Origin of the sequence: Paenibacillus lutrae, assembly GCF_009757775.1 — a bacterium.
GTDB classification, from domain to species: Bacteria; Bacillota; Bacilli; order Paenibacillales; family NBRC-103111; genus Paenibacillus_F; species Paenibacillus_F lutrae.
Genome location: NZ_RHLK01000002.1, coordinates 58,944 through 82,323, shown reverse-complemented (window position 1 = coordinate 82,323; position 23,380 = coordinate 58,944). Strand labels below are relative to the sequence as shown.

The 23,380-nt window shown below is 50.7% G+C and carries 23 protein-coding genes; 11 read left to right on the top strand and 12 right to left on the bottom strand.

Translation table 11 applies throughout. The features are described 5' to 3' along the window. Positions 1–427: 427 nt before the first annotated feature. Positions 428–2,662, bottom strand: coding sequence for an MMPL family transporter (locus EDM21_RS02935; RefSeq protein WP_157332800.1), 2,235 nt, complete (start codon positions 2,660–2,662; stop codon positions 428–430). 321 nt (positions 2,663–2,983) lie between these two features. On the opposite strand from EDM21_RS02935, the gene EDM21_RS02930 reads away from it, so the two are divergent. Further along, entirely contained in the window at positions 2,984–3,619 is a 636-nt protein-coding gene (locus tag EDM21_RS02930; protein WP_157332798.1) for a TetR/AcrR family transcriptional regulator, read from the top strand. Positions 3,620–3,689: 70 nt separating this feature from the next. After that, positions 3,690–4,214, top strand: a complete 525-nt coding sequence (locus tag EDM21_RS02925) for a hypothetical protein (RefSeq protein WP_157332796.1) — start codon at positions 3,690–3,692, stop codon at positions 4,212–4,214. An 88-nt stretch (positions 4,215–4,302) separates the two neighbouring features. Here the strand turns inward: EDM21_RS02925 and EDM21_RS02920 are convergent, their stop codons facing one another. The 3 genes from EDM21_RS02920 to EDM21_RS02910 all read right to left on the bottom strand — a co-directional run bounded on the left by EDM21_RS02920 (position 4,303) and on the right by EDM21_RS02910 (position 6,187). Next, positions 4,303–5,046 carry a YebC/PmpR family DNA-binding transcriptional regulator gene (locus tag EDM21_RS02920; RefSeq protein WP_338043938.1) on the bottom strand — a complete coding sequence of 248 codons (744 nt, stop codon included), beginning with the start codon at positions 5,044–5,046 and terminating at the stop codon, positions 4,303–4,305. A 138-nt stretch (positions 5,047–5,184) separates the two neighbouring features. Beyond that, the gene (locus EDM21_RS02915) at positions 5,185–5,382 is read right to left on the bottom strand and encodes a cold shock domain-containing protein (RefSeq protein WP_068609986.1); all 198 of its coding nucleotides are present in this window, start codon (positions 5,380–5,382) and stop codon (positions 5,185–5,187) included. Between the two features lie 70 nt (positions 5,383–5,452). Continuing rightward, positions 5,453–6,187, bottom strand: coding sequence for a class I SAM-dependent methyltransferase (locus EDM21_RS02910; protein WP_157332792.1), 735 nt, complete (start codon positions 6,185–6,187; stop codon positions 5,453–5,455). A 248-nt stretch (positions 6,188–6,435) separates the two neighbouring features. On the opposite strand from EDM21_RS02910, the gene EDM21_RS02905 reads away from it, so the two are divergent. The 5 genes from EDM21_RS02905 to EDM21_RS02885 all read left to right on the top strand — a co-directional run bounded on the left by EDM21_RS02905 (position 6,436) and on the right by EDM21_RS02885 (position 10,680). Continuing rightward, positions 6,436–6,678 carry a hypothetical protein gene (locus EDM21_RS02905; RefSeq protein WP_157332790.1) on the top strand — a complete coding sequence of 81 codons (243 nt, stop codon included), beginning with the start codon at positions 6,436–6,438 and terminating at the stop codon, positions 6,676–6,678. Positions 6,679–6,990: 312 nt separating this feature from the next. Beyond that, positions 6,991–7,815, top strand: a complete 825-nt coding sequence (locus EDM21_RS02900; RefSeq protein WP_157332789.1) for a TerC family protein — start codon at positions 6,991–6,993, stop codon at positions 7,813–7,815. 169 nt (positions 7,816–7,984) lie between these two features. Further along, positions 7,985–8,176, top strand: coding sequence for a hypothetical protein (locus EDM21_RS02895; protein WP_068773680.1), 192 nt, complete (start codon positions 7,985–7,987; stop codon positions 8,174–8,176). Between the two features lie 221 nt (positions 8,177–8,397). After that, complete coding sequence (gene pepF / locus EDM21_RS02890; RefSeq protein WP_201280753.1) at positions 8,398–10,188, top strand: oligoendopeptidase F; 1,791 nt, start codon at positions 8,398–8,400, stop codon at positions 10,186–10,188. An 84-nt stretch (positions 10,189–10,272) separates the two neighbouring features. Further along, positions 10,273–10,680 carry a LapA family protein gene (locus EDM21_RS02885; protein WP_157332785.1) on the top strand — a complete coding sequence of 136 codons (408 nt, stop codon included), beginning with the start codon at positions 10,273–10,275 and terminating at the stop codon, positions 10,678–10,680. A gap of 152 nt (positions 10,681–10,832) precedes the next feature. Here the strand turns inward: EDM21_RS02885 and EDM21_RS02880 are convergent, their stop codons facing one another. The 3 genes from EDM21_RS02880 to EDM21_RS02870 all read right to left on the bottom strand — a co-directional run bounded on the left by EDM21_RS02880 (position 10,833) and on the right by EDM21_RS02870 (position 13,724). Further along, positions 10,833–11,321, bottom strand: a complete 489-nt coding sequence (locus EDM21_RS02880) for a cation:proton antiporter regulatory subunit (protein WP_068773677.1) — start codon at positions 11,319–11,321, stop codon at positions 10,833–10,835. 16 nt (positions 11,322–11,337) lie between these two features. Further along, a complete protein-coding gene (locus EDM21_RS02875; RefSeq protein WP_157332782.1) occupies positions 11,338–12,558 on the bottom strand; it encodes a cation:proton antiporter in 1,221 nt (406 codons plus the stop codon). Positions 12,559–12,884: 326 nt separating this feature from the next. Then, on the bottom strand, positions 12,885–13,724 hold the full coding sequence (locus EDM21_RS02870) for a DUF92 domain-containing protein (RefSeq protein ID WP_157332780.1): 840 nt from the start codon (positions 13,722–13,724) through the stop codon (positions 12,885–12,887). A gap of 133 nt (positions 13,725–13,857) precedes the next feature. Between EDM21_RS02870 and EDM21_RS02865 the strand changes: the two genes are divergently transcribed. Next, a complete protein-coding gene (locus tag EDM21_RS02865; protein WP_068773674.1) occupies positions 13,858–14,214 on the top strand; it encodes a hypothetical protein in 357 nt (118 codons plus the stop codon). A 140-nt stretch (positions 14,215–14,354) separates the two neighbouring features. Here EDM21_RS02865 and EDM21_RS02860 read toward each other — a convergent pair whose 3' ends face one another. From EDM21_RS02860 to EDM21_RS02850, 3 genes are all read right to left on the bottom strand, one after another. Then, positions 14,355–15,638: a CapA family protein gene (locus EDM21_RS02860; RefSeq protein ID WP_157332778.1), complete on the bottom strand. Its 1,284-nt coding sequence runs from the start codon at positions 15,636–15,638 to the stop codon at positions 14,355–14,357. A gap of 47 nt (positions 15,639–15,685) precedes the next feature. Then, positions 15,686–16,312 (bottom strand): fumarylacetoacetate hydrolase family protein, encoded by a 627-nt coding sequence (locus EDM21_RS02855; RefSeq protein ID WP_157332776.1) that lies wholly within the window; start codon positions 16,310–16,312, stop codon positions 15,686–15,688. Between the two features lie 159 nt (positions 16,313–16,471). Continuing rightward, the gene (locus EDM21_RS02850; protein ID WP_157332774.1) at positions 16,472–17,572 is read right to left on the bottom strand and encodes a spore coat protein; all 1,101 of its coding nucleotides are present in this window, start codon (positions 17,570–17,572) and stop codon (positions 16,472–16,474) included. A 237-nt stretch (positions 17,573–17,809) separates the two neighbouring features. Here EDM21_RS02850 and EDM21_RS02845 point away from each other — a divergent pair, with 237 nt between their 5' ends. Continuing rightward, positions 17,810–19,027: an MFS transporter gene (locus EDM21_RS02845; protein ID WP_157332772.1), complete on the top strand. Its 1,218-nt coding sequence runs from the start codon at positions 17,810–17,812 to the stop codon at positions 19,025–19,027. Between the two features lie 124 nt (positions 19,028–19,151). Here EDM21_RS02845 and EDM21_RS02840 read toward each other — a convergent pair whose 3' ends face one another. After that, entirely contained in the window at positions 19,152–19,874 is a 723-nt protein-coding gene (locus EDM21_RS02840; RefSeq protein WP_157332770.1) for an O-methyltransferase, read from the bottom strand. A 266-nt stretch (positions 19,875–20,140) separates the two neighbouring features. On the opposite strand from EDM21_RS02840, the gene EDM21_RS02835 reads away from it, so the two are divergent. Next, complete coding sequence (locus tag EDM21_RS02835) at positions 20,141–21,301, top strand: THUMP domain-containing class I SAM-dependent RNA methyltransferase (RefSeq protein WP_157332768.1); 1,161 nt, start codon at positions 20,141–20,143, stop codon at positions 21,299–21,301. A gap of 207 nt (positions 21,302–21,508) precedes the next feature. Continuing rightward, positions 21,509–21,763 carry a hypothetical protein gene (locus EDM21_RS02830; protein WP_157332766.1) on the top strand — a complete coding sequence of 85 codons (255 nt, stop codon included), beginning with the start codon at positions 21,509–21,511 and terminating at the stop codon, positions 21,761–21,763. Between the two features lie 234 nt (positions 21,764–21,997). Here EDM21_RS02830 and EDM21_RS02825 read toward each other — a convergent pair whose 3' ends face one another. Then, positions 21,998–23,224: an MDR family MFS transporter gene (locus EDM21_RS02825; protein ID WP_157332764.1), complete on the bottom strand. Its 1,227-nt coding sequence runs from the start codon at positions 23,222–23,224 to the stop codon at positions 21,998–22,000. Between the last annotated feature and the right edge of the window lie 156 nt (positions 23,225–23,380).

The following is a 23,380-nucleotide window of genomic DNA, read 5'->3' as shown; positions in this document are numbered from 1 at the left end:
CATACCCCCGTCAAGTAGATAGTATGAAGAGTTCCTGCTTGTAACCGGCAACCTATCCCTATGCTCTTCCGGGGACAGGTCTCCGGTTTTTTTCTGAAACGTTCTGTGTTGCAGGAACTGAACAGACTCAGCGCAGCTTCTTTGGATATCAGCCCGCGCTTTCAAATATCTGTTCTCTTCTCCTACCCTATCCCTTCCGAAACGCTTTATTGTCCACCGTCCCGATAATCCCCAAAGCACACAGCCTCTCTTTTCGCCTCTGCCTCATAATTCGTAAACTTCCGAGCTTTTTTTGGGAGCAAAAAAAATCCCCTCCCGGCTGACAATGTCCTTAAACCCCATGAAAACATGGCGTCTTTGTTCACTGCCTACCGTGAGGGGATACTACCAGCGGCCGATGCCGCTGCCTTCCCTATTGCTCTTGTCGTCAGCGTCCCTTTTCCGCAGCAGCGGCAGGCCCTTCGGGCTTCGCAGGCCAAAAGGCCGCTTTACCCAGCAAGAGCGTGATCGTCGGCACGAGGAAAGGCCGCACGATAAAGGTGTCGAGCAGAACTCCGACTGCGCAAATAACACCGAATTGTACGAGTACTTGGATCGGCAGTACAGATAACACAGCGAACGTTCCTGCCAGAATAAGTCCGGCGGAAGTAATGACACTGCTCGTCGTACTAACGCCGATCCGAATGGCTTCTTTAAGCGGATGCTTCTTGCTTGCCTTCCAGATGCCCGAAACCATGAAAATATTATAATCTTCTCCGAGTGCCACCAGGAAGACGAACGCATACAGCGGAATCAAGCCTTGGATAGCATCCGTCCCGAAGAACAGATTCAAGATCAGCCAGCCTGCACCGAGTGCCGAGAAGTAAGACAACAGAACGGTGGCCATCAAATAGATCGTAGCTACAATGGAGCGAAGATAAACCAGCAGCAGCAGAGCGATAATGCTGATCACGATCGGAATAACGACCTTCGTGTCCCGCCCCGTTATCTGCTCCGTATCGTACTGTTCAGCGGTTTGTCCCGAAATCCACACACGTGACCCCGGATCTGCAACTCCCGCCTCTTTAAGAACAGCTTCGGAAGCCGTATACATGTCCGGGATATGTCCAATGGATTCGTTCGAGAACGGATCTTCTTTCAGCAGCACTTCATAAGCTACGATATCCGGTGAAGTCTTTCCTTTCACGGGGTCCGAGACCGACTCTACATACGGTAGCCGCTTAAGCGCAGCTGCGGCATCGACGGCTTTGCCTTCCGTATCCACCATCACTTTCACAGGTGCAAGCGAGCCGGGAGAATAATGATCCGAAAGCAGTTTAAACCCTTCACGCGAAGGCATCGTTTCCGGGAAAGAAGCAAGCAGGTTGTACGTGTATTTGATCTGGGTAGAGAAACCAGCCAGCACGATTAGCAGAATCAGGCTTGCTGCCAGAATCGTTTTGGGCTTGGTTATGACCAGCCGGCCCAGCAGCTCGCTCATACGTCCTACAGCATGCTGTTCTTTAACCGGTTTACCTCGTTTGGCTTCCTTCTCCACTCTCATTTCAGGGGTCAGGGGGGCGAACGGATAGAAAGATTTGCGCCCAAGAATACCCAGAATGGCAGGAACAAGTGTTATGCTGGCCAGTACCATAATAAAAATCGCCAGGCTGAACGGGATCGCAAAGCGGTGATTGGAACCGTACCGGGCAAATATCAGCGCCAGCATGGATACAATGACCGTCAGTCCGCTCATTCCGATCGCTCCGCCTGAACCCAGCAGCGCCTCTTTAACCGCCTGATGCTTACTTTTTTGTTCAAGCAGGGCGGTGCGGTAGCGTGCCGCAAAGAATAAACAATAGTCCGTACCGGCGCCGAATAGCAGCACTGTCATAATCGAGATCGTCTGGGCATCCACCACAATCCAGCCGAGCTCGGCCATTTTGCCAAGTATCGGAGAAATAACTCCGTAAGCGAATCCGACACCGATAAGCGGTACGATAGCCATAACCGGGGAACGATACAGTAGAATCAGCAGCACCAGGACCAGTACAACCGTCGCCATAAGCAGCGAGAAGTCGGCGCCTTTGAACAGGCCGCTGGCATCAATGCCTATACCGACCGGTCCGGTTACGCGGGCTATCAGCCCATCCGAATTCAGTTCCTTAACCGCAAAGGGATCGCTGCCGATCACAGATGCGGATAGTTCGCTCAGCTTCTGCGTACTTTCCTTCAGCTTATCGGAGTCTGCTCCAGCATCGAATGTAATGGGAAGAACGATAGAAGTCCCGTCTTCGCTGACCGACTGCTTCAAAGCTTGCGGAGGCATTTTGTGATAGGGAGGCACTGCCGTTTGCTCCGGCAGCGGCTGATCTGTCAACTGACCGGCGATTTTCTGCAGAGCAGACAAATCGCTATCGGTTAGACCCGCCTGCCGGTAGAATACAACAAGCGCAGGATTACCTCCGCTGCCCGGGAACTGTTCCTTTTGAAGCTGGGCTGCCTTTACAGATAATGAATCGGGCGGCAGCTGGTCTGCCGCATTGTTCTCCTGGCTGTTTACTCCGGGAAACACCAGCGTGAGCAGGACGGTCACAAGAATCCATGCCGCAACCGTGACCCACTTGCTTCTGGGCCCTGCGACACGGGATGCAATTCCTTCTACAAAGGATGGACTTTTCATACGACACGCGCTCCTTTAATCTTCAATGTATAAGCCCGGCTGATATCTGATCACGACATCTTATCTGGCTTTTGCTATAATTATATATACTGGTTAGTTAATTAATCAACCCTAAATTTCTTTATGCTTTAATTCCGCCTTTTCTTGTTGATCTCCAGGTTCGTTTACACCGTTTCAACAAGCAATACTGGCGGCTCTGTCTATCGCCTCCCTCAGTTTTGCCGGGCAAAATTGCGAGCATCTTTTCAGATCCATTGTTCGCCTATGCTATACTATTTTATAATGAGGATCAGATTACCTGTGTGAAAGGAAGCAATGCAAATGGATCCAAACTCCCGCAGACCACCTGGAAGACCGCGTTCTAATGAGCAGGGAGCTCCTGTCTCCGACCGTATCCTTTATGTCGCCATGCATGAATTTATTCGTCATGGTTATGATGCCGTGTCGATGGACGATATTGCCAAAGCTTGCGGCGTGACCAAAGCGTCCATCTATTACTATTATCCGTCCAAAGCCGTGCTGCTGACACAGTCCACGATCCGCCTTATGAATGTCGTACGCACAGCCACCCTGAACATCCTTCAGAAGCCTCTTCCGCTCCGCCAGCGGCTGACTGAAGTAACCGTCAATCATCTCAAGGCAACGACAAGCTTTGAATTCGAAGGCTTTATGAATAAAATTGAGGCGGTATTAACACCCGAGCAGAACGAAGAGATGCGTAAAGCCGAACATCGCCTGCTGGAAGCACTGGCCGACGCATTCGAGGAGGCCGCCCGTCAAGGAGAAATCTGCTGCACAGATTCATGGCTGGCCGCACGTTCCTATATGGCTCTGCTGATGGTCGGCCACAGTAAGCAGCCTGACGGCTCTTTCACCTACCCCGACAAAACTCAAGCGGCCGTTAAAATCATCGACATGCTGTGGAACGGAATCGGAACAACAGCTTCCCATAATTAGGAAATAATTACTTCACGAACTCATATGCAGTATACTATTCCGTGAAGGAGTGATTATACTGCTGGTTCAAATGAAATCTTCTATATTTCATTCTTTACACGCCGGTGAGCTCAGTCAAGCCTGCTTTAAACCGCTGATTGAGACGTATAAGAAGGAGCGCGCGGCCGGACAAGATTTTACCGGAACGTACGCCAAGCTGTCCAAGGGGCAGCAGGCCTTATTCATGTTTTACGTTCATACGAATCATGCCGCTAAATCGTTGTCCGATTTTTATTGGTGGTCCGCTTATTTTTATGCAAAAGGGACCGAATGGCAGGGAATCAAGTGGAGTTTGAGGTTTTTCGGCGAGGACGTGCTGCACTCCGTTCTTCTGGAGATGGAGAATCTTCTCATTGAAACGGCTCATCCTGTAAGCCTGGAGATGTTCAGCCTGGCCAAAGATCATCTCGACCGCCATCCCGATCTGCTCGCTTCCGTGACACCTGTTCATGCCCGGTATCGTGACAGAATCTCGGCGGCGGTCGATCAGGTTGAGCGCTATATCCGCCTTAACCCCGGCGAATTTGTCGATCTGGAGCAGGAACCCCCTGTGTGAACGGATACCTGGCAGCCCTGTAGCTTATTAAAAAAGAGCAAGCCGGCACTCTCCGGCTTGCTCTCTATTATGGATAGACGAAGAAATCTTACCCGATCTTCTCCACCTCTTCATCACTGATCTCAAAGTTCGCATATACATCTTGGACATCATCGTTGTCCTGGAAGGACTCCATCATTTTCATCAGCTTCTGGGCATTCTCACCCTCAACTGCGATGGTGTTCTGCGGAAGCCACGATACGGATGCTGCCGTGAACTCGATTCCCTGGTCCTCAAGCGCATTCTTTACCTGCTCAAGCTCATGCGGATGAGTCAGAATCTCCACGTGATCCTCATAGGCGACAAAGTCTTCCGCACCCGCTTCAACAGCCTGCATCATCAGCTCGTCCTCATCAATCGGATCTTCGCCGCGCTCAATCGTGAGTACGCCCTTCTCATCGAACATATAGGATACACAGCCGGATTCACCCATATTCCCACCGCGTTTGTTAAAAATAGAACGAACATCCGCCGCAGTCCGGTTGCGGTTATCCGTCAAGGATTTAACCATAATCGCTACGCCGCCGGGACCGTACCCTTCATAGATGATCTGTTCAAAATCATCGCCGTCCTGTTCGCCTACCGCCTTCTTAATGGCGCGTTCGATATTGTCGTTAGGCATTTGAACCTGCCGCGCATTGGCGATTGCCGTCTTGAGGGCGAAGTTAGCGTCCGGGTTCGGACCGCCCTGTCTGGCTGCCACGAAAATCTCCCGGCCCAGTTTAACGAACTGGTTGTTTTTCTGCTGATCCGCTTTTCCTTTGCGGTCTTTGAAAAGCTTAAACTTCATAATAGTAACGCTCCTAACGATTAAGAATGTACTCTTAAGTTTACACGAATCCACGCAAAAAAGACAGTTCCCAATCTTGCGATCGGGAGCTGTCTCGGTTTGCTATGACACTATTTATAAGAAGGTGGTTATCCCTGGATCTTATAACTTGGTGACGTTAGCTGCTTGAGGACCGCGGTTACCATCCGTGATCTCGAATTCTACTTCTTGGCCTTCGTCAAGAGTTTTGAATCCATCGCCTTGAATAGCGGAAAAATGTACAAATACGTCTTCGCCGCCTTCTACTGAGATGAAGCCATAGCCCTTCTCTGCGTTAAACCATTTAACTGTACCTTTCAAGTGAACAACCTCCTAAATGTATCGCCATCTTTGGCGAATATGGATATTATATCATCCTTTGTCTGCCAGTTCAACTACTTGAAACCCCTTTCGCAGCAAGTTTACGGAGGGTCAAATAGTCATATGAACCGGGGATAAATGCCAATTTTGTCGGGCGGAATTCAACTGAAATCTCCTTGGTTCCAAGCTGCTTGATCAGGGCTGGCAGATGTTCATAACGGCTGCCGTCAAAAGCCAGCAGCGGATAAATTCTTACCTCTCCCCCGGGCCGGCATATGCGCAAAAGCTCTTCCAAGGCCTGCCTATGAAACTCCTGATCAAACTGCTCTGCATACAAAAACAGGAAGTGGCTGCACAGAATTAAATCAAAGGATTCCTTCTCATAGGGCAGTGCCGGCAGAGAGGCGGCTGTATATCTATTCAAGCGGCTATCGGCTTTGTAATGAGTCAAAAATGCTTCGAACGATTGTTCACGAATTGCCCGCAGCTGCTCCGGTCCTCCGTACAGATCCCAGTTAAACAGATGCTGCCGTTCCGTGAGCTTCGCAACGAACTTGCCGATTTCATTCCGGCCCCGTTCTTCCAGCCCTGCGGCATCCTCGCTGTATAAAGGATCGGCGGCATAAGCGTCAATGCCTCTTCGGACAGCTTCCGCGGTAAAAGAAGAAGCGCCCGCTCCGGTGTCGAGAATCTTCCGTCCCAGCAGATGTTCTTCCTGCAAGTCAAACATATGCAGGTACTCGCTGAAATTACGGCAAGTCATCGCCACCCCGGTTTGTTCATAAAATCTTACTTTGTTTTGCATAGCAAACTCTCCTCATCTCAGCTCAACTTTTCTCAGCTTTGTCCCGACCACCCATGTACTCCACATGAATCGGTCTTTTTAATATCCACACTTTTCCAATAAAGGATATTGAAAGGATTCTACCACCTTATCGCCCGGATGGCTAGTGAAATTTTACTGGCCTTATGCTAAAGTAAGATCGGAACAGTTGGGGCATTCTTACCTTTACATTCGTCCCTTCATCTTTAATAGCTAAAGGAGAATTTCTCATGTCACACGCGATAAAAAAGCATGTTATCTTCAAAAAAGACAAATGGAACATGATTACGGTTGAAGTAAACGGCTCCCGCCTGATCCTTCGTGAAATATCAGATCAATGGGGCGAGGACACACACACCTTTATGAGCCGGCCCGCTTTGATGAAATGGGCCAATGACCGTTTCCCCAAGGACAAGTACGAAGGTACGGAAGAAGAATATAACACCATGATGGAAGCTTTCCGCAGCGTTTAAAAATCAGGCTAGTCAAGGACTTGACGTCATGACAAAATGCGCGTTATACTGATCACACAGAAAACTGAATGTTCGGGACGCTCAAAGGGGAGTAGCTGCCACAGTAAAGTCGTCAGTTCGGGTTAATAGCCCCGGCTTTATTGGCAACGTAACGTTGTTAGCAAGACCTTTGCCAGCATGACTGGTGAAGGTTTTTTCCATTGAGAAAATGCCTTTACCGAAATTCGGTAGGGCATTTTTTAGTTTCTGACCGAATTAGAAGTCCCTGTCCTGCAAAACATACTTATAAGTTGAAGGAGTGAATCTACTATCATGGACTGGTTATCAGCAGCAACATTAATCACCTTGCTCAACATCATCGTAATTGACTTGGTCCTAGCGGGTGATAATGCCATCGTCATCGGTATGGCAGCCAAGAACGTACCCAAGAACCTGCAAAAGCGGGTTATTCTATGGGGTACCGCGGGTGCGGTAGGGATTCGTGTCGTAGCCACGGTGCTCGTCGTGTATCTGCTCAAGGTTCCTGGCCTTCTCTTCATCGGGGGCTTGATGCTCATCTGGATTGCTGTCAAATTGCTGACAGATAAGAACGACCATACGAATGTCCAGGCAAAGAATACAGTCGGTGCTGCGATTACAACGATTATTGTGGCTGACGCAGCAATGGGAATCGATAACGTAATCGCAATTGCCGGTGCGGCTCACGGGCATATCGGCCTGGTGATCATCGGACTTCTCATCTCGGTGCCGATTATCGTATGGGGAAGCACACTATTCATTAAAGTGGTGGACCGCTTCCCGATCGTGATGTACATCGGTTCCGGTGTACTGGCCTTCACAGCAGCCAAAATGCTTACCGAAGAGAAGTTTATCATGCACGACTATTTCGTCGCTAATCCGATCGTTAAATGGCTCTTCGTCGCCGTCATTGTGGTGGGCGTCCTGGTAACGGGCTACGTCGTTAAGCTGTCGGGCTATTCGGTCAAGATTAACGACCGCGGCCAGCTTACCCTGCCCAAACAACTGGGTCACGAGGCCAATATCGCTCCTGAAGACAGCTTCAAGGTTCAAGCCGATTCGAATGGCCGTCTTGTCCTGGTCAAAGTCGGCAGCGATCCGACAAAGACTGCAGGCTGATCTTATTCTTCCCTAACAACTTAGTATCACCGAACCCGCCCCTTTCGCGGAAAGGAGGCGGGTTTTCTTGTTAGGTTCCGCCCTTAGACAGGAAATCACCGTTTCAAAACCGAATACATACCAGCAGATCTTTGCGAAATAAACGATTAAACAGGAGGTGATAACGGGTATGAGTTTTTTTAATGATGTGCTTCTGTTTGTGATTGCAGGCTTCGCACTGGCCTGTATCGTGCTTCTCTCCCGCAGCCGGCTGCCCGATCATATGAAAAGGCCGATGGCTATTTTTGCGCTGATCATGGTGCTATGTTCGTTCTCTCTTGTCGTCATCTCCTTGTTCAAGCTTGGAAGTACGGGACAATAGGCCGAATTTACTTCACAAACACATTCCCCTATAATGATAATTAGCTTGCTGATCGGCCATACTAGGATGAGATTCCCTCCGGGGAAAATCCGTCCGGGAGCGTGATCTCTATGCGTTTCATACCGATCCTTGCTTTAGCCGGACTGCTTGCGTCTACGCTGGTTCCCGGCAGCGGCGCACATTCGGCCCCCAATCCGAAATCATCTGTCAGGAGGGTTCCGATGAACCGAATTCCCGTTCGTAAAGACGTACCGGCTGAACACCGCTGGAATCTGCAAGATCTTTTTGCGAGTCAAGAGGCTTGGAATAAAGAATACAACGAAACGAAAGAATCACTCGGTAAAATTAAGCAGTATGCGGGTAAACTGAGCGACGCTGCAACGGTAAAACAATGCTTCCAGCTTGAAGACGACATTTCTTTACATACCGAAAGACTTTATGTGTATTCAAATATGAAGCACCATGAAGACATGACGGATCCGGTGTACCAGGCTTTGTCAGATAAGGCGCAGAAGCTCAGTGTGGAAGTCAGCCAAGCGTTGTCCTTCATCTCTCCTGAGATCCTGAGCCTCTCCGACGATCAGTTGAAATCCCTTGTAAGCAGTCCGGAACTGAAGCCGTATAAATCTACGCTGGAAGAAATGATCCGGCAGAAACCGCACGTTCTATCCAAGGACGAGGAAGCGCTTCTTGCGATGGCCGGCAATATGTCCGGGGCTCCGAGCAACATTTTCGGAATGATTAACAATGCCGACATGAAGTTCCCCAAAGTCAAGAATGAGAACGGCGAAGAGACAGAGCTGACCCACGGAAGCTACATCCAGTTCCTCGAAAGCCGGGACCGTAAGGTGCGCGAGCAGGCTTTTAAAGCGGTCTATGAGACCTATTCGAAACAGAAGAATACCATCGCGGCTACTCTTTCTTCGAACATCAACAAGAACCTGTTCTATTCGCAGGCGCGCAAATATCCGTCCGTGCTGGAAATGTCCTTGTTCGGAGACAATATTAAGCCGGAAGTCTATACGAATCTGATTGATACGATTCATGAGTCTCTTCCGCTGCTGCAGCGTTACATGAAGCTGCGTAAGAAATTGCTCAAATTAGACGAACTCCACATGTATGACCTGTTCGTCCCGCTTGTCGACGATCTTCAAATGAAGATTACGTATGATGAAGCGAAAGAAACCATCAAGGAAAGCCTTGCGCCGCTGGGCCAGACTTATGTGAACATTCTGGAAGACGGCTACAAGAACGGCTGGATCGACATTTATGAGAACCAGAACAAGCGCAGCGGAGCCTACAGTTGGGGAGCATACGGCACGCATCCTTATGTGCTGCTGAATCATAAAGACAACCTGAACAGCATGTTTACCTTAGCCCACGAGATGGGTCATGCCATTCACTCTTACCTCTCTGATGAGAACCAGCCTTACCGCGATGCCCAGTACACCATTTTCCTGGCTGAAGTGGCTTCGACGTTGAATGAGGCTCTCTTGATGGATCACCTGCTCAAAAACACGGATGATCCTAAAAAGAAGCTTTACCTCCTGACTTATTACGCAGATCAGTTCCGTACGACGGTGTTCCGTCAGACCATGTTCGCTGAATTCGAGAAAATCACCCATGAGAAAACGGAACAGGGCGAATCGTTGACCGCTCAGGAATTCAGCAAAATTTATTATGATTTAAACACTCTCTATCATGGTAAAGAGATGGTAGTGGATCAAGACATCGAAATGGAATGGGCGCGCATCCCCCACTTCTATAACAGCTTCTATGTCTATAAATATGCGACCGGCTTCTCAGCCGCTACGAGCTTCTCCAAGCAGATCCTGGACGAAGGCCAGCCTGCGGTCGAACGCTACCTGGGCTTCTTGAAGAGCGGCGGAAGCGATTATTCCATTAACATTCTGAAAAAAGCCGGTGTGGATATGTCCTCTCCCGAACCGATTAAGCAGGCTATGAGCGTATTCTCCTCACTGCTGGATCAGATGGAAGAGCTGACAAAGTAATCTGCACGGGGTTAACCTTCATCAGAAAGGGCCGGTGACATGTCACGGCCCTTTCTTGACTTAAGGGGAAGGAGTGATTTGCCCATGAAATCAGGCCGTGTTCAATGGCTGTCCATCGGGGCCTTGCTATTCGCCCTGCTGACCACTGTATTCGCCGTGGTTAATATGGACCGTGTCCGCGTCAACTTTCTATTCGTCGAGACCAATGCTCCTCTCATTCTCGTTATCGTCATTTCCACTGTATTAGGCGGACTTATTGTAGGTTTATTCGGAATTCTGCGCCAAGTGCAGATGAGCAAAGAGATTCGTGAATTAAGAAAAAGGCTCGGAACCTCTCCGTCATCCACGGACACAAATGCAACTTTGGAGTCCTCGTCCTCGCCGTTATCTTCAACTTCTCTAGATCGTGATAATCAGCCGACTCCTATGAATGACAATCCGCCGAGCAAACGGTTCGGCAGCCGCAGAGACTCGGGAGACGGTGACGTCTAGAACAGCCATAACCGTGCGGCAAAAAGCCGATCCCGCAGCCGGGATCGGCTTTTTGCTGTTCATTCTGCATGGATGCGGATATAACACGGATCCGCGTTAAAGAATGCTGCACCATGACATGCGGCACGGCTGAAACCACTACGCTTGCCTGTTCAGCCGTGCAGCAGCAGCTCTTTAAGCAGTTTAATCTGCTTTCTTTCGCCGGCCATTACGACCGTCATGTCCGCCGAGATGATATCATCCGGGCCCGGTGTGATTTTCTGGTTTTTCTTCTCCACGAGTGCCAGGATGGTTGCCCCTGTTCTCTCCCGGACCTGAAGCTCCGCAATGGATTTCCCGACACTTATAAAGTGGGGTTCGATCCTGCTCCATTCGATAATCAGATTTTCCAGGGATACCTCAATCGTTTCCAGTGCCGTCGGTTTGTACGTCATTCCTCCGATAATTGCAGCGACCTGACGCGCTTCCTCATCTTCCATGGTCACCATTGAAATACTTTCGTCCGGATTATCATCTTCAAAATGATACACTTCTCTTCTGCCGTCATTATGAACGACAATAACCATTTTGTCTCCGGAGCTCGTGATCACCTGATATTTCTTCCCGATACCCGGCAGATCCGATTCTTTTATAATACTCATAGTGAGAACCTCCCCCTCATTTTCCGTTCATTTTCACTTTTTCTTGCGGCTTGCTCCATTTAAACATTTTGTTCATGACGTTATATATGTGTTTCGACTCTTTCGTCAGTAAAGGCCCGACAATCGCTAAGATCAGTACATAAAGCGCTGAGAACGGCTTTAAAATTGGAAGTAATCCGGCTGATATTCCCAGATTCGCTACAATAATTGTAAATTCTCCTCTGGCCATGATCGTGAGACCGATGTTCGTAGAGGCCTTATGAGATAGTCCGGCACTGCGGCCTGCAATCATCCCCGATACAATGTTCGCGATGATCGTCAGCACTGCTGCGCCTATAGCGAGCCAGGCTGCATTCCCCAGTGTCAGCGGATCAATACTCAAACCGAAACTGAAGAAGAAAACGGCACCGAAGAAATCTCGAAACGGGACAACCAGATGTTCAATCCTTTTGCTATGTACGGTTTCGGATAAGGCAAGACCAAACAGCAGGGCGCCAATGGCTTCAGCCACATGCAAGGTCTCGGAGAAACCCGCGATAAAGAATAAAGAAGCAAATACCACGATGATAAAGATTTCATTGGATTTGATATTTAACAGCTTGTTCAAAATCTTCGTGCCTTTTCGGGCGATGATAAAAAACAAAATCATATAGCCGATGGAGATACCGACCGAGAGGACCGTCCCTCCCACAGATGTAGCCCCGCCAAGCAGCAACCCCGACATAATGGATAAGAATACAGCCAGGAAAATGTCATCGAACAAGATCATTCCTAAGATGAGTTCGGTTTCATTGTTTCCTGTACGTCTTAGGTCAACCAGCACCTTCGCTACAATTGCACTGGAAGACACGGCCAGCATCCCCGCTGTAATTAACGTTTCGTACAAAGGAAAGCCGATTAGAAAGCCATAAGCGAGTCCAATGGAGAAGTTTAGCAGAACATACACGCTTCCGCCGACCACAATATTGCGGCCCGATTTAATTAATTTGGGAACGGAGAATTCTAACCCCAGATAGAAAAGGAGAAACAAGACCCCTATGCGTCCCAGAAAATCAATCATATCTTGACTTTCTATAAATTTCAAATCAATTATTCCGAGTGTCGGCGCATGGGGGCCAACAAGCATCCCCAGTATGATCAGAAAGGGAATGATTGAAAATTTCAGTTTACTGGCAAGAACAGAAGCAATGGCGACTAACAACAGCGCCGTTCCTACTTCAAATATCATGTGATCCATACAACGTCAATTCCTCCTCATCTTTAATTTGAGACCGCCCTTATTAAACCCTAACATAGATTACCAAGCATTCCAAACGTGAGAACGAGAAATTCATAAAAACGTACTTATTTTGACCGTATTTCTCAGATTTATGCCATGATTTGACCAAATGAGGCTTTTTTTGAGCAAAAAGTAAATTGACAGTATTTCTAGCCTGTACAATATTTCTACATGAGCGAGCAGAGCCAAGACAATCGGCACCCACCATTCCCAGAAAAGCCACAGACCAAAAAACCGAACCCGGTTACCAGGTTCGGTTTTTTGGTCTGTGACAGCGGCTTGCCTTACAGCCAGCCCGCCAAATAGGCTGCGCCGGCTGCAGCTGCTCCGCCGATGAGCGAACCGATGACGTTCACGGCATCGTTCGTCATCCAGCCCCAGCCCCGCAGCGGCTCAGCCTCTGCGCCGCAATGCGTGCGGCGCTCAATCTCGCGGCCGCAGACGCGGCAGCGGTACATCGCCTGCCACTTCGCGCCGATTACGGAATCGGCCAGTGAACCGGCGATCCCGCCTGCGAGCCCTGCCGCGATCAGCGGCAGCAGCATCTCCAGCGGGTGCGGTCCCGCCGCCGCAAGTCCGGCGCCGCTGCCGAGCCGCCCAAACACCCAGGCGGCTCCGCCGATGAAGAGTCCGCCTGCGCTTGTCGCCAGCAGGCCAAGAGCCGTGACGCCGCCGGAAGTCCCTGCGGCCACCTTGCGGCCGGTCAGGATCGACCGCGGCGCAGTCCGGCTCAGCCCGCCGATTTCGGTGGCCCAGGTGTCAGCCGTTACAGCGGCCATTACCCCGACAAAGGCGGCCCACCATACAGGATGAGGGAAGAGCGCTCCCCCGATGCACAGCAGCATGCCGAGCCCGCCGTTGGCAAGTACTTGACCGGCATCACGGTTCCCGCTTTTGGCATAGCCCGATTCTATGGCGGCTTTGCGCTTTTGTTTGTATTTCGACAGCATCGAAGAGGATAAGAAGAACGCAATCAGTGTACCGAACCAGGCGGCTGTTCCCAGTGAATACAGAACGGTTCCTACCACAATGGCAGCTGCGGCACCCGAAGCCGTTAATGATTTCTTGTCGTAAGCGGCACCCGCTATCAAGACGCTTCCCAATAAGCCGATCCAAATATCCATCCGTCTTCCTCCCTCCTCTTTTTTCTTTTTCTAATGATAGCACAGAACCGGTATAGTTTCGTTTTCGACGCTGAGGGTAATGATACATGTAAGGCTGACAGAAATAAACGTGACTCGAGGGGAGATTTTTAAAATGGATACCAACCATAACAACCCGGCTAATAATAGCAACGAGACAAATCCGGTTACGGAAGAAAATACGCACAACCCGATTACCAATCAAAAGAACAACATACCTAAACAATATGAGAACGAAGATTTAGAAACGGTGCGGGAGCACGAAAAGCATGATGCCCGGCAGGACTCTGCCAAACGCGATATCAATGAAGTCATGAATGGGTCCATGGCGGGCGATATGGCTGAAATCAAGCAGCTCGGCAAAGACATGGAAGCCATGAAGACCAATGAGGATTTGACCGAGGAAGGACTTCTGCCCGATCCGATCCAGCAAGAGCAGGAAGAAGATGCAGAGCGCAAGGCCCGTCGCTAACCCTGTTCGGACTGGGAACTAACTGTATAAAGCCAAACACACCCCCTTAGGAGGTGTGTTTTCTAATTTTCTTTTAGAACATCTGTTACAAGCGAAAGTCAGGTTCCAGGCCATGCTTATCTGCTGAGATAGGCAGCCGCTTATTTCGCCGGTTCAATAGCTGTTCCGCGCAGCCGGACACCGTAGGAGATCGACTGGAGGAAGCTCAACTGCTTCTGATCATAAGCGGCATCCCGCTTGATAATCTGGTCCTTCTGGATGTAATAAGGATTAAAATCTGCTGTAATGAGGCCATTCTTCAGCTTGAGTTTAAGCAGACCTGTATCCGCTTTGGCATCTTTGACATAATCGGGGAAAAGGAAATTTCCGATCGAATACGCAATCAACTTGCCTTTGTAATACTCGAAGCCTTGAAGCACGTGCACATGACTGCCTATGATGCCGTCCGCACCCGCATCGATCATTTCTTTGGCAAAAGTCCGCTGCCACTCTTCCGGTTTATGGTTCTTCTCGACCCCCCAGTGCATATAGACAAACAAATAATCGCAATCCTTCTGTTCCCGTTTGATCACGGGTAGAACAGCCGATTTGTCATAGGCTTGGGCAATGCCGGGTTTATCCGGGCCCGCAAACCAGTCAGGAGTCGGGATGAATCTGGAAAAAGCGAGATATTTAACCGTAGCCCCGTTAATTTTGACTGTCTTGGCTTTATAAGCTTCTTCGGAGTTACGTCCCCCGCCTACATAGGGCAGTCCGGCCTGTTTCAAATTGTCGAGCGTATCCAGGAATCCCTGACGCCCAAAATCCAGCACATGATTGTTAGCAATCGAAACCAGGTCGAAGCCTGCGTTCTTGAGACCTCTAAGCGAAACGGGATCCGACTTGAAGTTATAAAGCTGATTCGTGTCTTTCTCAGACGCATTCGTTACGGAAGTCTCCAGGTTAACGAACGCATAATCAGCCTTGGATACTTCCTGCTTCACATACTGGAAGGGATAATCCGGCCCCTTCTTCTTGATCGTTTCTTTGACCGACCAGTCCATCAGGGCATCGCCTGCAAAAATCAGATCGATCGGTTCATGGGGCGCGATCTGTTTGGGTGCGGCGGTCTCCGGTTTAGAGGTAGATTTCGGCTTGGGTGTACTTGCAGCTGGAGCTGAAGTCTGGGGCACCTTCTTGTCCGGTGCAGACTCCGATCCTGGGCCGGAAGGAGATGCTGCCGGTACTGGAGATGCCGTCGGCCGTGGTTCCGCGGAAGCAGATACCGGATCTTCAGGGCTGACGGACGGTGACGGAGCGGCGGTTTCTACCCCTTCGGCTGATAATGACGGGAAGATTCTATCTTTTGCATAATAAAGTCCTGTCATCAGAAGAACCGCAGAGATTATAGAAAGCAGCAGAATTCGGACTTCGCGCTTCTTCATAAGCCGGCTCCGGGTCTAACAGCTTGACGTATCATCTGCAGGTCCACCTATATCTGAACCGTGCAGCGGCCGAATACTTCCTGGCCCCATGCCAGTTCAAACACATCGCCGTCCGCGCAAGCGCCCACTCCGGCCGGGGTGCCTGTATAGATCAGATCTCCCGCTCCCAGACCATAGTTGGAACCGATATAGTCGATAATCGTCTGTAGAGAGAAAATCATGTCGCGGATGTTGCCGGTCTGAACGGTTTCTCCATTGCGTACGGTATGGAAATCAGTTGATTCCAGTAATTTCGCGCCCGGAAAAGCGCGCAGCTCCGTCAGAGCCGCCGAGTTGCGGAATCCTTTGGCAGCCAGCCAAGGATGGCCTTTCTTTTTCAATTCGCTCTGTACATCACGCAGAGTAAAATCCAGGCCAAGCCCGAAGCTGTCCACAAGCTCATCCACGGTCAAGCCGGGTTTATAGTCCTTGGCAAGGTGCAGGACAAGCTCACCTTCGTAATGAATTTCACCGCGGCCCTGCGGAAGCGCGAGCCTATCTTCGTTCATGAGCGCAAGTGCATGAGTCGGTTTAGTAAAGATCATCGGCTCTTCCGGTACGGCATTTCCGAGCTCGGCGGCATGCAGTTTGTAATTGCGTCCTACGCAGTAGATGTTACGGGTATTGGCTGTCATCGGTTAATCCACTCCTAAATCCGATTAGGGCATGAATGGAAAAAAGGCCCTTCTGCGATTATAAACGTTCCGCAGCAGGGCCTCAAGGCATTTGGGTTCATTTGAATATTTTTAACAAGGAAGTACATCACCCGCTGCTCTTATAAGCATAGTAAGAAATCAGTGTGATTTATATACGTCCGTGTTTCCGTGCTCTTCCGGCTTTCCGTGCTCTTCCGTGTTTCTGACCCTCTCTGCGTTCATCTGCCCCCTTGGGCCATAGGAGTCGGAAGCATACAGGTGAGCGTTAGAGTCCGGGAAAGCCCGGTGTGTGTTGCCCCGGTTCTCTTGTTCGTGGTTACTCACACTGCCGGTCGGTGAAGAATACGATCCTCTGTAGTCAGATTGCGGGTAGGGCGAAGTGCCATTGCGTAAGCTATCTTCCTGGTTATGTCCCCCGTCTCTATGTGAGGCGTTATAAGGAGAAGATGGCGCAGGCTGCTCTGGAACCCGGTAGGCGGGCGTCTGCGTGTACGGGCCGGAGTTCGCGTAGGAATGTGTGTGTCCGCCATTGTCATAAGCCGGCCCCGTCTGATGCGCGGAAGACAAACCAGCACTATTCGGACGATAAGACTGTCCCTGACTTCCGTATCCACTGCCGGAAGAGGCTGCAAATCCGGTACCCGCTGCATAGTGAGAATCAGAACCTGCAGGTGCATAAGTATTCCCCGGCTGCTCATTCACGGCTTGAAATGTGTGCAGGTACGTCTTCGCGGTATGATCATGCATAGTCGGTACCTGGTACTGTCCCTGAGCATTCAGGAGCAGGAATACCTCATAGGCATGATCGGCCGCTGCCACGGAAAAAGTCAGCAGCATCCGGCGGACGTTCGGATCGGCGCATTCCAGAGCGGCAGTCATCTGGTTGCGGGAACTGTTTTTATGGCAGCAAAGCACGGCCGTCAAGATCTGTTCATCCCCCAGCGTACCGTCGGTACGCGGCGACTGCTGAGCCGGATGGCGGAGCCCGTAGACGATATCCTGGACAGGCACCGCCGGCGGCTGCCCATAGGCGTGCGGCTGACCGGCAGCACTGTAATCATGCGTATAGGCTACCAGCTCGTTATAATGCTGGATAGCGGAGTAGAGATGCTGCTGAACGAGAGCGCCCACCTGCGGGTGGCTGGACATCCCGGCATAAAGCGAAAAATGCTGGATCATGTTCATTTTTTCAGTTAGTATCTCGTGTACTTCGACAGTTTCATGGGCTCCAAACGGCATGGAGATCAGCTCCTTCACATGACCTTATGCACTTATATTTCCCTCCCAAATGGAATTTTATGCATAATCGGATGAGCTTCAACCCGCTCCCCTTTAACTTGTAAAAATATACGGGCAGCAAGCCTAGCTAATTGACCAAGGAGAAATTTTCTTTTTTTGTGATATAATAAAAGGGATGAATTCCACGGACGGGTTTTTTATGGACAGAAATTATACGCAGCAGGAATGAGGGATAGCATGATCAATTGGAAAGTTAATCTGGCTGTCCTCTGGATCGGACAGTTTTTTGTAATGGCCGGCATGACCATGATCATGCCCTTTCTTCCTTTATATTTGAAGGAACTGGGTCTTCAGGATGCGCAGGAAATCGCAACGTGGACCGGCATCATTTTTGCAGGCAACTTTGTGACCTCCTTTCTTTTTCAGCCGTTCTGGGGAGGTATGGCGGACCGCTATGGCCGTAAAGTCATGCTCCTCCGTTCGGGGTTCGGGATGGCCATTGTGATGACGACGATGGGCTTCGCACATGCCCCATGGGTTCTCCTGGTGCTCAGGCTCGTCAACGGAACGATCTCGGGTTATGCACCCGCTGCCGTAGCGCTCATGTCCACGAACACGCCTCGCGATAGAATCGGATTCGCTATGGGCACTCTTCAGTCAGGCGCCGTAGCCGGTACCATTTTGGGACCGCTTATCGGCGGCCTTTTAGCTGAGCTTATCGGGTTCCGTTATATTTTTTATGTGACCGGAGCTATGCTTTTTATCGCCACCGTCGTAACGATGCTGCTGGTTAAAGAAAAATTCAATGTCGAGGAAGCGAAGAAGCAGCCCAAAGTGTCTGTCATGCAGGGGTATCGGGATCTGCGGCCCATCCGCCAGCTCATTGCCCTCTACTCGATTACATTCGTGATTCAATTCTCGATCCAATCCTCCATGCCGCTGATGGCTCTATTCGTAGAAGAACTGCATGGAACGGGGGAGCTCCTGGCTTTCTACGCGGGTCTGGTAGGTTCCATCACCGGGTTCTCCAACATGGCCGCGGCTCCGCTGCTCGGTAAGTTATCCGACCGAATCGGCCCTCAGCGTATTCTGATCTTCTCGCTGGCCGGAGCGGCAATCTTCTTCATCCCGCAGGCATTCGTACAGAATGTCTGGCAGCTTATGGCTGCGCGCTTCTGTCTCGGAATCTTTATCGGAGGTCTGCTGCCGACCGTCAATTCCCTGATCCGGACCTATACGCCTGTTGGCATGGAGAGCCGCTCATACAGTTTCAACACGAGCGCCCTGTCCCTGGGCAACATGCTCGGGCCTGTTACCGGCGGTATGCTGTCGGGAATCCTTAACATCCGCCAGCTCTTCCTGTTCGCCGCTTTCATGCTGGCGGTCAATGCGGTGTGGTCCTACCGCACTCTGATGAAAGCACCCGCGAATCCGTCCATCAAACCCGGCGAATGAGGAACTGAAAATAGCGGCGGAGATAACAACTGGACACTCCGAATCAAAGAGGCGATTATTTCCCGGTCAAGCACGGTGGGAAATAATCGCCTCTTGGTATTTACAGCCGCTTCGCTTGTTCGGATCAGCGCACCCTGGCAATCGCAAGTCCGTCATATGCAGGCAGCATCGTGCTCTCAAGCCGGGGGTCCGATGCAAACTGCCGGTTGAACTGACGCATAGCTTCAACTGATTTCTTCTTCACAGCCGGATCGACGGTACGGCCTCTCATCAGAATATTATCGCCGACAATCAGCGCGCCCGGGTTAGCCAGCCGGATCGCATACTCCAGATAATTCGGGTAATTGACTTTGTCCGCATCAATGAAGAACAAGTCAAACTTGGCACCCTCCGAGCACAGCGCCTCCAGACTCTCGGCAGCATTCCCGATCCGGTAGCCGATGAAGGAACCGAATCCGGCTTCCTGCACGTTAAGCCGGGCCGTCTCAGCGAAGGCCTCGTTGATTTCAAGCGACAGGACTTGTCCTCCCTCACTCAGCCCTCTGGCCAGGCAGATCGCACTGTAGCCCCCCAATGCGCCGATTTCCAGCACCCTGCTCGCTCCGATCATCCGCACCAGCATCGTCAGCAGCCGGCCATATCCGGGAGCAACGGAAATCTCCGGCATATTGTTCGCGCGGATGGACGCGTTGACCAGCTCCAGCGCTTCATCATCGGGGTATAAGCGTTCTAAATAGGTCTCTGCATTAAGATCATCAGCTGCAGCCGGGCCTTGGGCCGGCAAAGAATCTTCCACTCTAGAGCCCGCTGCTTCTGCGGGAGTCGTTGATTGATGTTTGTTGGTCATGCAGGTGTCCTCTTTTCTGGCGATTGCCCCGCACTAACACCGGCGGGGATTCCTTTTTATCCCTGACTCTTTTATAATCGGTTCTATCGAATTCGTACATATAAACGGTCCCGCCTGAATCAGTGACGTCATTGTAAACCAAAAAACGCTTCCGTTCAACCGATGCAAACCGGGATCTTCATTCACAGCAAGTCCGATTTGTCACTTGCCTCTCTTTCCCCTATACTTAGAAATTACACGGACACCACCGGAAAGGAACTGAAAGCATGGCTAAACTGGATCTGATTGCCACATGTCCAATGGGACTTGAAGCGATCGTCGCAAGAGAAATACGTGAGCTCGGATACGAGGACGTCACCGTAGAGAATGGCCGGGTTACATTCACAGGAGACGAGCTGGCGGTATGCCGGGCCAATTTATGGCTCCGTACAGCCGACCGTATCCTGATCAAAATGGGACAATTTGAGGCCTTCACATTCGATGAACTTTTTGAAGGCACCAAGGCGCTGGACTGGCCCGACTGGATTCCGGGAGACGGGGAATTCCCTGTAGAAGGACGGTCCCACAAATCCCAGCTGTCGAGCGTACCTGCCTGCCAGGGGATTGTGAAGAAAGCTATCGTTGAGAAAATGAAGGAACGTTATCATACAGATTGGTTTCATGAAGATGGCCCGCTCTACGTCATCGAGGTATCTCTGCTTAACGATATAGCCACCCTTACTCTCGATACAACCGGCCCTAGTCTTCATAAAAGAGGCTACCGCAAGCTGGTGACGGAGGCGCCGCTCAAAGAAACGATGGCGGCTGCCATGATCAATCTCAGCCGATGGCGCCCGGAAAGGCCTCTCTACGATCCGTTCTGCGGTTCCGGTACGATCCTGATCGAAGCGGCTATGATCGGTTGGAACATTGCTCCCGGTCTGCGGCGCTCCTTCCCTTCCGAAGCTTGGGATGCCATCGGCGAAGACCGCTGGGAACAGGCACGCGAGGAAGCTTATGATTCCTTGCAGGATGACAAGCCCCTTGAGATCGCCGGGTCCGATATTGATCCGAAGGCGATCGAAGTCGCCCAGGCGGCAGCTAAAGCGGCCGGACTGGCTAACGAGCTGAAATTCTATGTAGAACCGGTAGTCAAAGCCCGCCCGCGCGGCGATTACGGCTGTCTGATTACGAATCCGCCCTATGGCGAGCGTCTGGGGGATCAGAAGGAAGTGGAGCGCGCCCTGCGGCAGCTCGGCAACCTCTCTGCTTCCATCCCGACCTGGAGCACATTCGTACTGAGCCCGAGCAAGCAGCTGGAGCATAATTTCAACCGTTCCGCGGACAAGCGCCGCAAGCTGTTTAACGGACGGATCGAATGTCAGCTGTATCAATATTTCGGCCCTCTGCCGCCAAGAAACGTGAATAAAGAACCTTCTGACCAGTAGCCTGCAGTACTCTCAGCGGAGCAGCCCCCTTAACAGGTCCTATACAGTGGACCTAGTTTTAGGGGGATTTTTTAGATAAAGGGGTCCTAAACAGACATTTCCAACTGCAATTTGATAAATTTTTGATAAAATCTTCCCATTTTCAGTTGGGTATGGTACTATTTACATAGGAAATACTACCCATACTATTAACTAGGGGGAACCATTATGCAAGGGTTTCTGGCACTCTTCTCATTCACCGTTTCCATTCTTATGTTCGCCGTCTTCGTCTATTCCAACAACAATCCATCCAAGGTTCCGTTCCTTCAGCGTCCGCTGGTGCGTAAATCCGCAGCGCTCCTTTCCGTGCTCGCTTTTGTCACAGCCATTACCGTTAGTCCTAAATCCGATGCCGGTCTGCATACCAATGCAGATAGAAGCTCCATTACAAGCGCTCCTTTCAATTCGGACCGCGCCAAGTAGACAGCTCGCATTTGCCCGGTAGATCAAGCAGCAGCAAGTCTTTTCGTCTCTTATCCCGCCGGGTTACAGGCCGATGTTCTGTTTATAGAGAAGAAATAACAACATCCCAAACCACTTGAAGAAGCGGAATGGGATGTTTTTTGTTTTTTGAGCTTGTACCGAAACTTGAGAATCTTGCTTGCTCATTTGTAGACATGACTTATAGAGAGTCACCGTTATCAGAGGTCACGGTTATCAAAGAGCTTGATTCCGGCCTGGATCTGATTCTGTCCTTCTTGCAAGCAGCAGGCTCCCTCTCCAATAGAGCAAAGAGCTGGACATCGTAATAACGGCCATAACCAGGAACATGGAACCACCCATTGAAGCGAGCAGAATGCCGCCGACCCAAGGCCCTATGAAGTGGCCGAGGCTGGTAAGCGTCTGAGCTCCGAAATACGTGCCCCTCATATGCTCGGGAGCGATCCGGTCCATTAGCATCGTAGCGGCCGGGAAGTTCAAGGTTTCGCCGACAGTGAACACAACCATAGAGACCAGGATCAGTATCCAGTGATCCGATAAAGCAAACCCTACATCCCCGAGTGCAAAAAGAACGTTGCCGAGTACGATAGAGAGCAGAGGGGATCTGTTCTCTGTTAATCTGGCGAGCGGCAGCTGGAGCACGATCACGGTTAGAGCGTTGACGCTCATCATAGCGGCAAAGAGCTTCACCCCGTCCGCGAAGCTTTCGTTAATGTACTGCGATAAGGTAATCGCCATTTGGGAGTAACCGATCGCTCCGATCATGCCGCCAAGCAGCTGGTAGCGAAGCGTCATATCTTTGCGCACGACATGCCAGGCGGCTGAGAATGTGATCCGCTCTTTTGCCTCTGCTGCGACGTGCTTGATTCTGAATTTGTTCATCATCGCCCAGAGGAATACCGCATAGGCCAGGTAAACAAATCCGGTAATGAGGAACGGGAGGGACCCTTTGATCATTCCAAAATACGCGCCCATCAGCGGCCCGACCGCTACTCCTATGTTGATGGCCAGGTAACGGAGCGAGTATACGCGCAGCCGTTTGTCTTTCTCCGTCAGATCCGCCATAAGGGCCTGCGAAACGGGCTCATAGAAAGAACGGCATAACCCGCTGATAAGATTCAGCAATAGGAACAAGAGCGGATGCGAAACGAGTGAAAATCCGATAAACACCGCCCCCCAGGTAAGCAGCGCTCCCTGCATCACCGCTTTGCGCCCAATGCGGTCGGACAGGGTTCCGCCGATAAACCCCCCGATAGTTCCAGCCAGTGAGCTGGCTCCGATAACAAGCCCGATCATTCCCTTGCTCATGGACGTTGTATCAACCAGATACAAGGCAAGAAAAGGCATGCTCATCGAAGATGCGGCCCGCGCCATCACGGTACCAAACAGCAAGGTATGCACAATCGGATGATACGAAGATAGAAAATGCCGAATCCGGTTCAAGTGTAGTGGTTCTCCTTTCTGTCAGCATCCAACCGGCAGGTTCAATTCCCTTACCTTCGGTCAATAAAAGTTTATTGGAGTCATTATACACGAAATTCCATTCGGCACCTACAAAAAAATCCACACAACATCTTGTGTGGATTTGGTAATTTCTTT